Genomic DNA, 14,100 nt, shown 5'->3' on the forward strand with positions numbered 1-14,100 from the left:
TCTTCCCGGCCGCTGGGCCGTTCCGACGAGTGAGACTTTAGCGGATTCCCGGCCTCCGAGCTAATCGGCGCCGCGTCCTTTCGAACGTGGATTCCTCATTACGCGAATACGCACGCCAAAGCCCCCGACGACGTGTCGCCGATTGCTGGCAGGTACTTGCGGAATGGCTGCCCGGGGACCGACCGGAGTCGGCGCTCACGTCGGACAACCCGGAGAACACTACGTACCCGGGTAGGGCGTGTCAACTCGCGGCGGGACGGGCCCCCGGAGCGTAGGGTGGGCGGCATGACTACGCGTACGTGTACCCAGCAGTGGTGGCCCGCCTGACGGCGGCCGCGCTCACGTACGTATTCAACGGCCGCCGCTTCGGCGGCCGTTCGTGTATCTCCCTCCAGAACCTCTGAGGGCCGGCCGCCTGGGACGGCGGTCTCGACCAGAAGGTGGCGAGGGAATGACACGGGTCTTCAGCGGGATCAAGCCGACCGGGCACCTGACACTGGGGAACTACCTGGGAGCGATGCGGCAGTGGGCCGCCGTGGACCAGCACCAGGCTGACGCCCTGTTCTGCGTCGTCGATCTGCACGGGATGACCGTGGACCACGATCCGGCCCGGCTGCGCAGGCTCACCCGGCAGGCGGCGACGCTGCTGCTGGCGGCGGGGCTGGATCCGGAGCTGTGCACCGTGTTCGTGCAGAGCCATGTCGACGAGCACACCCGGTTGTCGTACGTCATGGAGTGCGTGGCGACCGACGGTGAGATGCGGCGGATGGTCCAGTACAAGGAGAAGGTCGCGAGCGAGGGGGCGCGTGGACGGGGTGTGCGGCTGTCCCTGCTGACGTATCCGGCGCTGATGGCGGCGGACATCCTGGCGTACGGGGCGGACGAGGTGCCGGTCGGGGACGATCAGGCGCAGCACGTGGAGCTGACGCGGGACCTGGCGGTGCGGTTCAACCAGCGGTACGGGCACACGTTCGTGGTGCCGAAGGCGACCGTGCCTGCGGTGGCGGCGCGGGTGATGAATCTGCAGGATCCGACGTCGAAGATGGGCAAGAGCGACGAATCGGGACCCGGGATCGTCTATCTGCTCGATGAGCCGGACGTGATCCGGAAGAAGGTCATGCGGGCCGTGACCGACAGCGGGCGGGAGGTCGTGTACGACCGGGAGGAGCGGCCCGGGGTCGCGAATCTGCTGGAGATTCTCGCTGCGTGCACGGACGGGAACCCTGAGTCACTGGCAGCCGTTCACGATTCGTACGGCGCTCTGAAGCAGGCCACCGCGGAGGCGGTGCTGGAGACGCTCAGGCCCGTGCGGGCCAGGCACAGGGAGTTGTGTGCCGATCCGGGATATGTGGAGGAGGTGCTGCGGCATGGGGCGGAGAAGGCTCGGGCGATCGCCCGGCCGATCGTCGATACGGCCTACCGGGCGATCGGGCTGTTGCCGCCCGGCGACTTCTCGGGCTCGGGCTCGGGCTCGGCGTCGGGCACCGGAGCAGTGACGGCCGAGCCCGCGTTGCACGTGGCGCGGTAGGCCCGCGGGCCTCAGTCCTTCTTGCCGGAGGCGAGTTCGCGGCTGCGGTCGCGGGCGGCTTCGAGCGCGGCGATGAGGGCGGCGCGGACGCCGTGGTTCTCCAGTTCGCGGATGGCGTTGATGGTGGTGCCGGCGGGCGAGGTGACGTTCTCACGGAGCTTGACGGGGTGTTCGCCGCTGTCGCGGAGCATCACGGCGGCGCCGATCGCGGACTGGACGATGAGGTCGTGGGCCTTGTCCCGGGGCAGGCCGAGCAGGATGCCGGCGTCGGTCATGGCCTCGACCAGGTAGAAGAAGTACGCCGGGCCCGAGCCGGACAGAGCGGTGCAGGCGTCCTGCTGGGACTCGGGGACCTGGAGGGTCTTGCCGACGGCGCCGAAGATCTCCTCGGCGGTGGCGAGGTGGGCGGCGGTGGCGTGGCTGCCGGCGGAGATGACGGACATCGCCTCGTCGACGAGGGCGGGGGTGTTCGTCATGACACGGACGACCGGGGTGCCCGGGGCGAGGCGTTCCTCGAAGAAGGAGGTGGGGATGCCCGCGGCGCCGCTGATGATGAGGCGGTCGGCGGGGACGTGCGGGGCGAGTTCGTCGAGGAGGGTGCCCATGTCCTGCGGCTTGACCGTGAGGATCAGGGTGTCGGCGGTCTTCGCGGCCTCGGGGTTGGTGACCGGGGTGACTCCGTGGCGGGTGCGGAGTTCTTCGGCCCGTTCGGGGCGGCGGGCGGTGACCAGGAGGTCGGCGGGGGCCCAGCCGGCGCGGATCATTCCGCTGAGCAGGGCTTCGCCGATCTTGCCGGTGCCGAGGACTGCGACTTTCTGACTCATGCGGTTCAGTCTGGCACCGGGGGTCGGGGCAGAGGTCGTCTGTCCGCTGGCCGGACTTCGGTGGTGGACGTCGGCGGTGGGCATCGGTGGTGGCCAAGCGGGTCCGGCCGGCGCCCCGAAGGGGCGCTGGGGGTACCCCCGGCCGAAGGCTGGGGGAGGAACTGCGCGACCAGCCACGACGGCGCCGCAGTCGGCAGACGGCACATCGCGGCTATTTCCAGCGGAGCGCTTAGGCCGTCCGGCGCCGCAGGGTGGCCGCTCCGAGGGTCAGGACCAGCAGGGCGCAGCCGGCGACGATCAGGACGTCCCTGACGAAGGTGGCGGTCATGTCGGTGTGGTGGAGGACCTCGTTCATGCCGTCGACCGCGTAGGACATGGGGAGGACGTCGGAGATGGCTTCGAGGACGGGGTGCATCTCGGAGCGGGGGGTGAACAGGCCGCAGAGGAGGAGCTGGGGGAAGATCACCGCGGGCATGAACTGGACCGCCTGGAATTCCGAGGCCGCGAAGGCCGATACGAAGAGACCGAGGGCCGTGCCGAGCAGGGCGTCGAGCAGGGCGACCAGGAGCAGGAGCCAGGGGGAGCCGGTGACGTCGAGGCCCAGGAGCCAGACGGCCAGGCCGGTGGCGAGGGCCGACTGGATGATCGCGAGGATGCCGAAGGCGAGGGCGTAGCCGGCGATGAGGTCGGCTTTGCCGAGGGGCATGGCGAGGAGGCGTTCGAGGGTGCCGGAGGTGCGTTCGCGGAGGGTGGCGATGGAGGTCACCAGGAACATCGTGATGAGCGGGAAGATGCCGAGGAGTGAGGCGCCGATGTTGTCGAAGGTCTGCGGGCTGCCGTCGAAGACGTAGCGGAGCAGCACCAGCATCAGGCAGGGGATGAGGATCAGCAGCGCGATGGTGCGGGGGTCGTGGCGGAGCTGACGCAGGACGCGCGCGGCGGTGGCGGTGGTGCGGGAGAGATTGAGGGCGCCGACGGGGATGGTGTCGGCGGTGGTGGTCGCGGTCTGGGTGGTCATCGGGCCGTTTCCTTCGTGCGGGAGTTGGCGGCGGCTTCGTCGACGAGGTGGAGGAAGGCGGCCTCGACGGTGTCGGAGCCGGTGCGGGTGCGCAGGGCCTCGGGGGTGTCGTCGGCGAGGATCTCGCCCTCGCGCATGAGGAGGAGGCGGTGGCAGCGCTCGGCCTCGTCCATGACGTGGGAGGAGATGAGGAGGGTGGCGCCGCGGGTGGCGGCGATGGAGTGGAAGAGGTTCCAGAGGTCGCGGCGCAGGACGGGGTCCAGGCCGACGGTGGGTTCGTCGAGGACGAGGAGTTCGGGGCTGCCGAGCAGGGCGACGGCGAGGGAGACGCGGTTGCGCTGGCCGCCGGAGAGGTTGCCGGCGAGGGCGTCGGCGTGGCTGGTGAGGTCGACTTCGCCGAGGACGCGGTCGACGTCGGCCCGGCGGTCGGAGGTGGGGCGGGTGGGGTCGAGGACCGAGCCGAAGTAGTCGAGGTTCTGGCGGATGGTCAGGTCGTCGTAGACGGAGGCGGCTTGGGTGACGTAGCCGATGCGGGTGCGCAGGGAGGGGTGGCCGGCGGGGCGGCCGAGGACGTTCAGGGTGCCGGTGACCTTGGCCTGGGTGCCGACGATGGAGCGCATCAGGGTGGACTTGCCGCATCCGGAGGGGCCGAGGAGGCCGGTGATCTGACCGCGCGGGACGGTGAAGTCGAGGCCGCGGAGGACGGTACGGGGGCCGCGGACCGCGGTGAGTCCGGCGGCTTGGACGGCGGGGGGCAGGGCGGAGTTGCCGGGAGCCTGGGGCGGCTCCGGCGAATAATTCACCATGTGATGAATAATGCTCGGGAGGGGGTGGGGCGTCAAGGGGAGGGGGTGGGGAGGCACGACTGCCCGCAGCTGGGAAGCCGACGCGACAGCGCCCCGTAAGGGGCGCGGGGCTGTGTTTGATGTGCGGCTACCGCCGCGTGGGCGCGCGCAACCCCCACCGGCCCGCGGCCAAGTCGCTGCCGCGGGCCGGTGCGTGCGCGGCGACGCTCAGGTGTTGAGGGCGACGAGCAGGAGGACGACGTACGTCTCCTCGACGATGCCGTCGGGGAAGGTCTCCAGGAGGTGGGCGCGTTCCGCTGCGAGGAAGGCGGTGCGGCGGTCCTCGGGGGTGACGAGGAACGCCGAGTGGCTGCCGATGTTGGCGAGGTGGGTGTCGACCGGGACGCGGCGGCTCCAGCGGACCTCGCGGCGGGCGAAGCGGAGGCGGCCGCTGGGGTCGGCGAGGCCGGTGCGGTCGGCGGACTTGCTCTGCTCCGACCTGACGTCGATACCGAAGAACCGGCTGATGCGGTCGGCGGAGTCGGCGATCCAGTCGACGTCGAGCGCGTCGGTGTTCCACCACAGCGCCAGCGCTCCGCCGGGACGCAGCACGCGCAGCGCCTCCGGCACGGAGCAGGCCGGGTCGGTCCAGTGCCAGGCCTGGGCGTAGGTGAGGAAGTCGGCGGTGGCGGCGGCGAGCGGGAGGGCGTTGCCGTTGCCGCGGACGATCGGGACGCCGGGGAGGGTGGTGTGGAACTGCGCCGCCATGCCCTCCCCCGGCTCCACCGCGACCACGTCGGCGCCGCGCGCGTGCAGAAGGGCGGTCGCGATGCCGGTGCCCGCGCCGACGTCGACCACCCGGGCGCCCCTGAGGGAGCGGCCGGCCTCCTCCTCGACGGCGTCGAGAAGGGCGGGCGGGTAGGAGGGGCGGTTCTCGGCGTACTGGGCCGCGGCGGCGTCGAAGGAGCGGGCGCGGTCGGCGTGGGAGGGAGCGGGGGTCGGGGTCGGGTTCTGGGGATGCGACTGCGACTGGCCTGTGATCATGCGGCCATGGTCCCGGGGGCGGGGCGGGGGAGACAGAGATTTCCGAGGGGTGGGCCGGATGTCACGGTCGGCCGATGCGCGGCCTCGGTGCCCGGGCCTGTTGCCTGCCTACGACCGGCAGCCGGCCCGGCCCCTGCGCCTGAGCTTCTTCTGTGCGACCGGCGCGTCGGCGACGGCGCCTGCGTTTCTCCTTCGCGACCGGCGCGGTCTGCCCGTCGGCCCTATCGCTTCCGCTTCTTCTTCGACGGGTTGCCCGAGCGGCGGGTGGTGCGGTGTTCGTGCTCCTGGACGGCGGTGTCGTACTCGGCTCGGTGGAGTTTCTCGCCGGGGGCCTCGGTGAGGGAGCGGAAGAAGTAGGCGAGGAGCGAGCCGACGAAGCCGATGGCGAGGAGTCCGCGCAGGGAGGCCTGGCGTTCGGGGTCGGGGCGCTTGCCGAAGGACTCCCAGGTGTTGCGGAAGGCCAGGGCGCTGCAGATGGCGAACATCGCGACGACGAGCACGGACACGAAGGCACCGGTGTCGGCGAGTTGGACGCCCTCGTAGGCGAGGCGGAGGACCAGGCAGGAGACGACGGCGGCGGCGAGCGAGCCCGTGGCCACGCCGATCCGGCGGGCGGTGTAGCCGTCGTCGTGGTTCACCCAGGTCGTGCCGAAGAAGCGGAGGGGCTCGGGGCGGGGTCCGCCGGTGGAGCCCGCGGGGGTGTCCGGGGTGCCTGGTTCGTCGCTCACGGGACGATTATGGCGCCGGGGGCCCGCGGGCTCCGGGACGGGGTTGGTGCGACCGGTCAGGAACAGTGGGCGGTGACGTAGCCGTCGCTGCCCGTGTGCACGTAGGTGTCCGAGACGTACGCGCTGCCGCCGATGTTGTCCCAGATGTTCGAGGTGCCGTAGTAACCGGACACCGTCGTACCCGGCGTCTGGCAGAAGAGCGTCACCTGGGAGCTCGGGGACAGGATGCGGACGATGCTGTAGGAGGTGCCCGGCCCGCTCCGGACGTTCAGTTCGACCGGGGCGGTGGTGTAGGACGCCGCGGCTGTCGCCGTCGTGGCCCAGCCCAGCACCATCATGGCCGACGTGGCGGCTGTGCCCGCGAGCATCAGTGCCCGGCGTCTCGGCGGAGTCATGGTCGGGGTCGTCCCTTCAGGAGTGCGGTCAGGCGCAGCGGTCGGCCACATAGCCGTCGCTGCCCGTGTTGACGTAGGTGTCCGAGACGAACTCGCCGTTGTCGATGTTGTCCCAGATGTTCGAGGTGCCGTAGTAGCCGGACACCGTCGTACCCGGCGTCTGGCAGAAGATCGGGACCTTGGTGTTCTCGGGGAGGGTGCGGGTGATGCTGTAGCTGGTGCCCGGGCCGCTGCGGACGTTCAGGCGGATGTTCGGGGCGACCGAGTACGTCGATACGGCGGCGGCGGTCGAGGCCGACCCCAGGATCATGAGGAAGGCTCCTGCGGAGCCCCCGAGAAGGACGGAAGCGCGTCTCAAGGGTGTCATCCCAATCCTCCTGGACCGGTCAGGAGCAGCGGTCGGCCACGTAGCCGTCGCTGCCCGTGTTGACGTAGGCGTCTGCCACGAACTCGCCGTTGCTGATGTTGTCCCAGATGTTCGAGGTGCCGTAGTAGCCGGACACCGAGGTACCGGGCGTCTGGCAGTAGACCGGGACCTTGGCGCCCTCGGGGAGGGTCCGGGTGATGTCGTAGCTGGTGCCCGGGCCGCTGCGGACGTTCAGGCGGACGCCCGGGGCGACCGAGTAATAACGGACGCCGGTGGCTGCCGCCAGCGTCGTGACGGCCTCTTCCTCGCCGCCGCCCCCGGCTTCCTGTGCTTGATCGACAGACATGTACTGCTCCCCCCACTGGACCCATGAGTGCCATGGAGTCCCGTTGATTCCCCGCATTCGAGCCACGAAACACATGTACGTAACTCGCACGCGGAGGCTAGCAAGCCGCCTCTGTCCCGTACGAGTCATCGACTAGGCTCCGTGCGTCGCGCTCCGCGGAAACAGCACGGAGGTGGTCCCTTGACGCCACAGCGCAACACCGGAGCGGGCGCGGAAGCGGAACTTCCCGAGTACGCCGGGCACTACCGCCTGGAGTCATGCCTCGGGTCCGGTGGCATGGGCGTGGTGCACCTGGCCCGCAGCACCTCGGGGCTGAAGCTCGCGGTGAAGGTCGTGCATGCGGAGTATGCCAAGGACCGTGAGTTCAGGGGCCGTTTCCGGCAGGAGGTGGCCGCCGCGCGCAAGGTCAGCGGTGCCTTCACCGCCCCCGTCGTGGACGCCGACCCCGAGGCCGATCGGCCCTGGATGGCCACCCTCTTCATCCCCGGCCCGACCCTCTCCGAGCATGTGAAACGGAACGGGCCGATGCCTCCTGCCCAGTTGCGCCGGCTGATGGCCGGACTGGCGGAGGCGCTGCGCGACATTCACAGGGTCGGCGTGGTGCACCGGGATCTCAAGCCGAGCAATGTGCTGCTCGCCGAGGACGGGCCCAAGGTCATCGACTTCGGTATTTCCCGGCCGAAAGACAGCGAACTGCGGACCGAGACCGGAAAGTTGATCGGTACGCCGCCGTTCATGGCGCCGGAGCAGTTCCGGCGGCCGCGTGAAGTGGGGCCTGCCGCCGACATCTTCGCGCTCGGGTCGGTGTTGGTGCACGCGGCGACCGGGCGGGGACCGTTCGACTCCGACAGTCCCTACGTCGTCGCCTACCAGGTCGTCCATGACGAGCCCGACCTCACCGGTGTTCCGGAGGAGCTCGCTCCGCTGGTGCTGCGCTGCCTCGCCAAGGAGCCCGAGGACCGGCCCACACCCGACGAACTGACGCGCGGGCTGCGGTCGTTGTCGGCGTCGTACGACACGCAGGCGTTCATACCGGCACAGCGGGCCACGGCCGGTGCCGCAGTCGGTGAGGACACCGGCGTGGCAACGGAGCCGGAGTCGCCGAAGGACGAGGATCCCCAGGACGAGGATCCGAGGGAGGGGCATCCGCAGCAGGTGCGCCGGCGACGGCTCCGCAGGCGGGTCGCCTTGGCCACGGGTGCCGTCGTCCTCGCGCTCGGCGCGGTCGCGGCCTTGGTCGAGTGGGCCGGCGGGAGCACCCCGCACCCTCGGGTGAGCAGTCCGAGGACGACGTCCGCCGCCTTCTCGGCCTGGCAGGCGAAGCCCGTCGCCAAGGGGGCGACCACGCCTCAATGCGCCGCCGGCGAGGGGATGTTGTTCTGCACCGAGGCGTCGGTGGCGTTCGCCCTGGACCCGGTGACGGGTGCCGTGCTCTGGCGGCACTCCGTCGCGAACGCCCTCTGGGACCGGCCGCCTGTCCTCTCCGGCGGGCTCGTCCAGCTCGTCACGGACGAGGCCCGGTACGTGACGGCGCTCGACCCGGACTCGGGCAGGAGCCGATGGCAGCGGGAACTGCCCGAGAACAAGGGGATGAAGTACGCGGGCGACATGCTCCTGCTCACGCGCGCGGACGGCACGGTCACCGGGGTGGACAGCGCGACCGGCACCACCAGGTGGAGCCGGTCGACAGGGGGTCACGGCACGGCGCGGATCGACTTCTTCCCCGCGGATCCGTCGTCGGCGTTCGTGACCAGTACGTCCGCGGACGGAACCAGCACTCAGGTCACCGTCCTGGACCCGGCCACCGGAGACGTGCAGGAGGACACCCGGTTGCAGGGACTGCTGACACCGGTCGGCGCCCAGGACGGGACGGTCTTCCTGCTGGCCGCCGATCCGGTGTACGGCGACACCGATGCCGTGGTCCGCTACACGCCGGAGTCGGGGGCCACCCGCCGGGTCAAGCTGCCCGTGCCTCGTGCGGACGCGCAGGCCGGGGTGCACGACGGCATGGTCTACGTGCTGGCCGCCACCGGCTCGCTGGACGCCGTCGACATGACGGCGGGCAGGCGCAGGTGGCACACGGAGACCTCGGTGAGCCGGGGCTCGGCCCCCGTCGCCGACGACCGGCACGTGTACTTCTCGGCTGCCGACGGCCGGCTCATGGCCGTCGACGCGCACAGCGGGGCGGCCGCCGGGCAGACCTCGTCCCGCTTCGGAACGGCCCCGGGCGGAGTCACCACCTCGGTACCCGCGCCCATGCTTCTCACCGGCCACCTCTACGCCGCCGCCCCCGACGGCACCGTCTTCGCCGTGGACGCGGGGGATCCCGGCGGCTGGTGACGGCGGGCGGCGGATGACAGCCGACGTCGAAGGGGCCGCCCCCGTGCGGGAGGCGGCCCCTTCGACGACTACGGCGGCTCAGCCCAGCTTCGACACGTCGCGCACCGCGCCCTTGTCGGCGCTGGTGGCCATCGCGGCGTAGGCGCGCAGCGCCGCGGAGACCTTGCGTTCGCGGTTCTTCGGGGCGTACACGCCGTTGAGGGCCTGCTCGCGGCGGGCCAGCTCGGCCTCGTCGACGAGGAGCTCGATCGTGCGGCCCGGGATGTCGATGCGGATGCGGTCGCCGTCCTCGACGAGGGCGATGGTGCCGCCGGAGGCCGCCTCCGGGGAGGCGTGGCCGATGGAGAGGCCCGAGGTGCCGCCGGAGAAGCGGCCGTCGGTGATCAGCGCGCAGCTCTTGCCGAGGCCGCGGCCCTTGAGGAAGGACGTCGGGTAGAGCATCTCCTGCATGCCGGGGCCGCCCTTGGGACCCTCGTAGCGGATGACGACGACGTCGCCGTCCGTCACCTGCTTGTTGAGGATCTTCTCCACGGCCTCTTCCTGGGACTCGCAGACGACTGCGGGACCCTCGAAGGTCCAGATGGACTCGTCGACGCCGGCCGTCTTCACCACGCAGCCGTCGACGGCGAGGTTGCCCTTGAGGACCGCGAGGCCGCCGTCCTTGGAGTACGCGTGCTCGACATCGCGGATGCAGCCCTCGGCCGCGTCCTCGTCCAGCGCCTCCCAGCGCTCGGACTGCGAGAACGCCTCGGCGGAGCGGACGCAGCCGGGGGCCGCGTGCCACAGCTCGACGGCCTCGGGGGACGGGGAGCCGCCGCGCACGTCCCAGGTCTTCAGCCAGTCCGCGAGGGAGGGGCTGTGGACGGAGTGGACGTCCTCGTTGAGCAGGCCGCCGCGGTGCAGTTCGCCGAGGAGGGCGGGGATGCCGCCGGCGCGGTGCACGTCCTCCATGTAGTAGGTGCGGGTCTTCGCGACGTTCGGGGCCACCTTGGCCAGGCAGGGAACCCGGCGCGAGACCTCGTTGATCTCCTCCAGGCCGAAGGGGACGCCCGCCTCCTGGGCGGCGGCCAGCAGGTGCAGGATCGTGTTGGTGGAGCCGCCCATCGCGATGTCCAGGGCCATCGCGTTCTCGAACGCGGCGAAGGTCGCGATGTTGAGCGGCAGGACCGTCTCGTCGTCCTGCTCGTAGTAGCGGCGGGTGAGGTCCATGACGGTGCGGGCCGCGTCGACGTAGAGCTGCTTGCGGGCCGTGTGGGTGGCCAGGACCGAGCCGTTGCCGGGGAGGGAGAGGCCGATCGCCTCCGTCAGGCAGTTCATCGAGTTGGCGGTGAACATGCCGGAGCAGGAGCCGCAGGTCGGACAGGCGTTCTCCTCGATCCTGAGGACGTCCTCGTCCGAGACGTTCTCGTTCGCCGCGTCGACCATCGCGTCGATCAGGTCGAGGGTGCGGACCGTGCCGTCCACGAGGGTCGCGCGGCCGGCCTCCATGGGGCCGCCGGAGACGAAGACCGTCGGGATGTTCAGGCGCAGGGCGGCCATGAGCATGCCCGGGGTGATCTTGTCGCAGTTGGAGATGCAGACCAGGGCGTCGGCGCAGTGCGCCTCGACCATGTACTCGACCGAGTCCGCGATCAGGTCGCGGGAGGGGAGGGAGTACAGCATGCCGCCGTGGCCCATCGCGATGCCGTCGTCCACCGCGATCGTGTTGAACTCGCGCGGGATGCCGCCCGCCTCCTTGATCGCCTCGGAGACGATCCGGCCGACCGGCTGGAGGTGGGTGTGGCCCGGCACGAACTCCGTGAACGAGTTCGCGACGGCGATGATCGGCTTGCGGCCGATGTCCGCACCGGGTACACCGGAGGCGCGCATAAGGGCGCGGGCGCCCGCCATGTTGCGGCCGTGGGTGACTGTGCGGGACCTCAGCTCGGGCATCGTCGCTCGCTCCTTCAGACAGATAGGGCTGCTATTGAGCGTACGCCCGATGTTCAGGCCTCGGGACGAGGTGTCCGGAATGCGGGACGAGTGTCTCGCACAGCCGGGTCTCACGGCCCGGTCAGATGCCCCTGCACCACCGGCGCGATCCGCACCACGATCTGCTCCAGGTCCGCCGACGCCAGCGGCTCCACCTTGATCACGTAGCGGAGCATCGCGCAGCCCACCAGCTGTGCCGCCGCCAGTTCGGCGCGCAGTTCCGCGTCCGGGAGTTCCAGCTGCTCCGCGAGACGGCGCAGCAGCTGGGAGGCGATCAGGCGGCGGAAGACGGCGGCGGCCGTGTCGTTGGTGACGGCGGAGCGGACGATCGCGAGGAGGGGCGTACGGGTGGTGGGGTTCTCCCAGATGCCGAAGATGAACCGGGTCAGACGCTCGCCGACGCCGTCCAGCGGGCCGTCGGCGATGGCGACGGGCGCGTTGAGCGCGGGGGCGAAGGCGACCGAGATGGCGGCCTCGAAGATCTGTTCCTTGGTGCCGAAGTAGTGGTGGACCAGGGCGGAGTCGACCCCGGCGGCCTTGGCGATGGCGCGTACGGACGTCTTCTCGTAGCCGTGTTCGGAGAACTCCCCGCGGGCGGTGACGAGGATACGGTCCCGGGTGTCGGCCGACTCGGTACGCGGCGGGCGGCCGCGGCGGCGGGCGCCGGGGTCGCTTCCAGCGGGGACGTCCGTCATCGGCGGGGTACCTTCACCGCCGAGGCGAGGTGCAGCCGGGTGAAGGCCAGGGCCTCCGCGAGGTCGGCCTCGCGCTCCGCGCCGGACATCGCGCGCCGGGTGTTGACCTCGATGACGACATGCCCGTCGAAGCCGGTGACCGCGAGCCGCTCCAGCAGTTCGGCGCAGGGCTGGGTGCCGCGGCCGGGCACCAGGTGCTCGTCCTTGGCGGAGCCGCGGCCGTCGGCGAGGTGGACATGGCCGAGCCGGCCGCCCATGCGGTCGAGCATGGCGAGCGCGTCGACGCGGGACGTCGAGGCGTGACTGAGGTCGATCGTGAAGTGCCGGTAGTCGTCCTTGGTGACGTCCCAGTCGGGGGCGTACGCGAGCATCTCGCGGTCCCGGTAGCGCCACGGATACATGTTCTCCACCGCGAACCGCACGTCCGTCTCGTTCGCCATGCGCCAGATCCCCTCGACGAAGTCGCGGGCGTACTGGCGCTGCCAGCGGAACGGGGGGTGCACGACGACCGTGCTCGCGCCCAGCTTCTCGGCGGCGGCCCGGGCCCGCTGGAGCTTCACCCAGGGGTCGGTGGACCAGACCCGCTGGGTGATCAGCAGACAGGGTGCGTGGACGGCGAGGATCGGGATGCGGTGGTAGTCGCTCAGCCGGCGCAAGGCCTCGATGTCCTGGCTGACCGGGTCGGTCCACACCATGACCTCGACGCCGTCGTAACCGAGGCGCGCGGCGATCTCGAAGGCCGTCGCCGTCGACTCCGGGTAGACGGAGGCCGTGGAGAGCGCGACCTTCGCATCCGGGATGCGGACGACGTCCCTTGGGTTTGCCACGAGGGACAGGTTACGGGGTGGGGGTGAGTGGGCAGGGGGCGCCTACTCGCCGTTGTGACCAGGGTCGCGTCGGGCGGGTGCGGGGAGAGGGGGCCGGGCGCCTACTCGCCGTTGCGGGTGCGGTGCGGTGGCGGCTGCGGCGCCGTCGTGGCTGGTCGCGCAGTTCCTCCCCCAGCCTTCCCCCCAGCGCCCCTTGCGGGGTGCCTCGGAGCCGCATATCGAATACAGCCCCGCGCTCCTGAGGGGGCGCTTACGCGGAACCCATGTGATCAAGGCGCCGCAAGATCACGCCCTCCCTCAAGGCCCAAGGACACACCTCCAGGTTCTCCACCTCCAGGAGGTCCATCGCCGCCTCCGCCACCAGCGCACCCGCCACCAGCTGGCCCGACCGGCCCTCCGACACCCCCGGGAGTGCGGAGCGCTGGGCCGTGGTCATGGCCGCCAGTCTCGGGACCCAGGCCTGCAGCGAGCCCCGCTTGAGCTCGCGCTGGACGTAGAGGCCGTCGGCGGAGCGGGCCGCACCGGCGATGCGGGCCAGCTGCTTGAAGGTCTTGGAGGTGGCGACCACGTGGTCGGGGGCGCCGAAGCGGCTGAACTCGCCGACCGTACGGGCGATCTCGGCGCGTACATGGCGGCGCAGCGCCCGTATGTCGTCGGAGGAGGGCGGGTCGCCGGGGAGCCAGCCCGCGGTGAGCCGGCCGGCGCCGAGCGGCAGCGAGACGGCCGTGTCGGGCTCCTCGTCGATGCCGTACGCGATCTCCAGGGAGCCGCCGCCGATGTCCAGGACCAGCAGCTTTCCGGCGGACCAGCCGAACCAGCGGCGGACCGCGAGGAAGGTCAGCCGGGCCTCCTCGGCGCCGCTGAGGACCTGGAGCTCGACACCGGTCTCGGCCTTCACGCGCGCGAGGACGTCGTCGGCGTTGCTGGCCTCGCGCACGGCGGAGGTGGCGAACGGCAGCAGGTCCTCGACGCCCTTGTCCTCGGCGGCCTGCAGGGCGTCCTGGACGACATCGACCAGTTTCTCGACCCCGTCGGGGCCGATCGCCCCGTTGCCGTCGAGGAGTTGGGCAAGGCGCAACTCCGCCTTGTGCGAGTGCGCCGGAAGCGGGCGCGCGCCGGGGTGCGCATCCACCACCAGCAGATGCACCGTGTTAGATCCCACGTCGAGGACACCGAGTCTCATGTACGGAACTCTACGGAACACCGCAGACCGCGGGCCCTGAGCAGTCCCC

14 protein-coding genes are annotated in these 14,100 nt (G+C 71.1%); 2 read left to right on the forward strand and 12 right to left on the reverse strand.

What is annotated here, in order from left to right:
* The first annotated feature begins 451 nt into the window (after nucleotides 1-451).
* Complete coding sequence (trpS, locus tag SSP29_RS08065; RefSeq protein ID WP_089099862.1) at nucleotides 452-1,528, forward strand: tryptophan--tRNA ligase; 1,077 nt, start codon at nucleotides 452-454, stop codon at nucleotides 1,526-1,528.
* An 11-nt stretch (nucleotides 1,529-1,539) separates the two neighbouring features.
* Here trpS and proC read toward each other — a convergent pair whose 3' ends face one another.
* From proC to SSP29_RS08105, 8 genes are all read right to left on the reverse strand, one after another.
* Nucleotides 1,540-2,352 (reverse strand): pyrroline-5-carboxylate reductase, encoded by an 813-nt coding sequence (proC, locus tag SSP29_RS08070; protein ID WP_089099863.1) that lies wholly within the window; start codon nucleotides 2,350-2,352, stop codon nucleotides 1,540-1,542.
* A gap of 229 nt (nucleotides 2,353-2,581) precedes the next feature.
* On the reverse strand, nucleotides 2,582-3,370 hold the full coding sequence (locus tag SSP29_RS08075; RefSeq protein ID WP_089099864.1) for an ABC transporter permease: 789 nt from the start codon (nucleotides 3,368-3,370) through the stop codon (nucleotides 2,582-2,584).
* The gene (locus SSP29_RS08080; RefSeq protein WP_089099865.1) at nucleotides 3,367-4,176 is read right to left on the reverse strand and encodes an ABC transporter ATP-binding protein; all 810 of its coding nucleotides are present in this window, start codon (nucleotides 4,174-4,176) and stop codon (nucleotides 3,367-3,369) included. Before SSP29_RS08080 ends, SSP29_RS08075 begins: the two co-directional genes overlap by 4 nt.
* A 207-nt stretch (nucleotides 4,177-4,383) precedes the next feature.
* A complete protein-coding gene (locus tag SSP29_RS08085) occupies nucleotides 4,384-5,199 on the reverse strand; it encodes a class I SAM-dependent methyltransferase (protein WP_089099866.1) in 816 nt (271 codons plus the stop codon).
* Between the two features lie 221 nt (nucleotides 5,200-5,420).
* Complete coding sequence (locus SSP29_RS08090) at nucleotides 5,421-5,927, reverse strand: hypothetical protein (RefSeq protein WP_089099867.1); 507 nt, start codon at nucleotides 5,925-5,927, stop codon at nucleotides 5,421-5,423.
* A gap of 56 nt (nucleotides 5,928-5,983) precedes the next feature.
* Nucleotides 5,984-6,322 (reverse strand): SH3 domain-containing protein, encoded by a 339-nt coding sequence (locus tag SSP29_RS08095; protein ID WP_107436155.1) that lies wholly within the window; start codon nucleotides 6,320-6,322, stop codon nucleotides 5,984-5,986.
* Nucleotides 6,323-6,350: 28 nt separating this feature from the next.
* The gene (locus SSP29_RS08100; RefSeq protein WP_245883048.1) at nucleotides 6,351-6,632 is read right to left on the reverse strand and encodes an SH3 domain-containing protein; all 282 of its coding nucleotides are present in this window, start codon (nucleotides 6,630-6,632) and stop codon (nucleotides 6,351-6,353) included.
* 76 nt (nucleotides 6,633-6,708) lie between these two features.
* Complete coding sequence (locus SSP29_RS08105) at nucleotides 6,709-7,035, reverse strand: SH3 domain-containing protein (protein WP_089099870.1); 327 nt, start codon at nucleotides 7,033-7,035, stop codon at nucleotides 6,709-6,711.
* Between the two features lie 180 nt (nucleotides 7,036-7,215).
* On the opposite strand from SSP29_RS08105, the gene SSP29_RS08110 reads away from it, so the two are divergent.
* Nucleotides 7,216-9,375, forward strand: coding sequence for a serine/threonine-protein kinase (locus SSP29_RS08110; RefSeq protein ID WP_089099871.1), 2,160 nt, complete (start codon nucleotides 7,216-7,218; stop codon nucleotides 9,373-9,375).
* Between the two features lie 78 nt (nucleotides 9,376-9,453).
* On the opposite strand, the gene ilvD is transcribed toward SSP29_RS08110, so the two are convergent.
* From ilvD to SSP29_RS08130, 4 genes are all read right to left on the reverse strand, one after another.
* Entirely contained in the window at nucleotides 9,454-11,307 is a 1,854-nt protein-coding gene (gene ilvD, locus SSP29_RS08115) for a dihydroxy-acid dehydratase (protein WP_089099872.1), read from the reverse strand.
* Nucleotides 11,308-11,417: 110 nt separating this feature from the next.
* Complete coding sequence (locus SSP29_RS08120) at nucleotides 11,418-12,041, reverse strand: TetR/AcrR family transcriptional regulator (protein WP_089099873.1); 624 nt, start codon at nucleotides 12,039-12,041, stop codon at nucleotides 11,418-11,420.
* On the reverse strand, nucleotides 12,038-12,868 hold the full coding sequence (locus SSP29_RS08125; protein ID WP_089099874.1) for a sugar phosphate isomerase/epimerase family protein: 831 nt from the start codon (nucleotides 12,866-12,868) through the stop codon (nucleotides 12,038-12,040). The genes SSP29_RS08120 and SSP29_RS08125 overlap by 4 nt, the downstream gene beginning before the upstream one ends.
* A 250-nt stretch (nucleotides 12,869-13,118) precedes the next feature.
* A complete protein-coding gene (locus tag SSP29_RS08130; protein ID WP_089099875.1) occupies nucleotides 13,119-14,051 on the reverse strand; it encodes a Ppx/GppA family phosphatase in 933 nt (310 codons plus the stop codon).
* Nucleotides 14,052-14,100: the final 49 nt, after the last annotated feature.

Source organism: Streptomyces hyaluromycini, assembly GCF_002217755.1.
In the GTDB taxonomy this organism is placed as follows: domain Bacteria; phylum Actinomycetota; class Actinomycetes; order Streptomycetales; family Streptomycetaceae; genus Streptomyces; species Streptomyces hyaluromycini.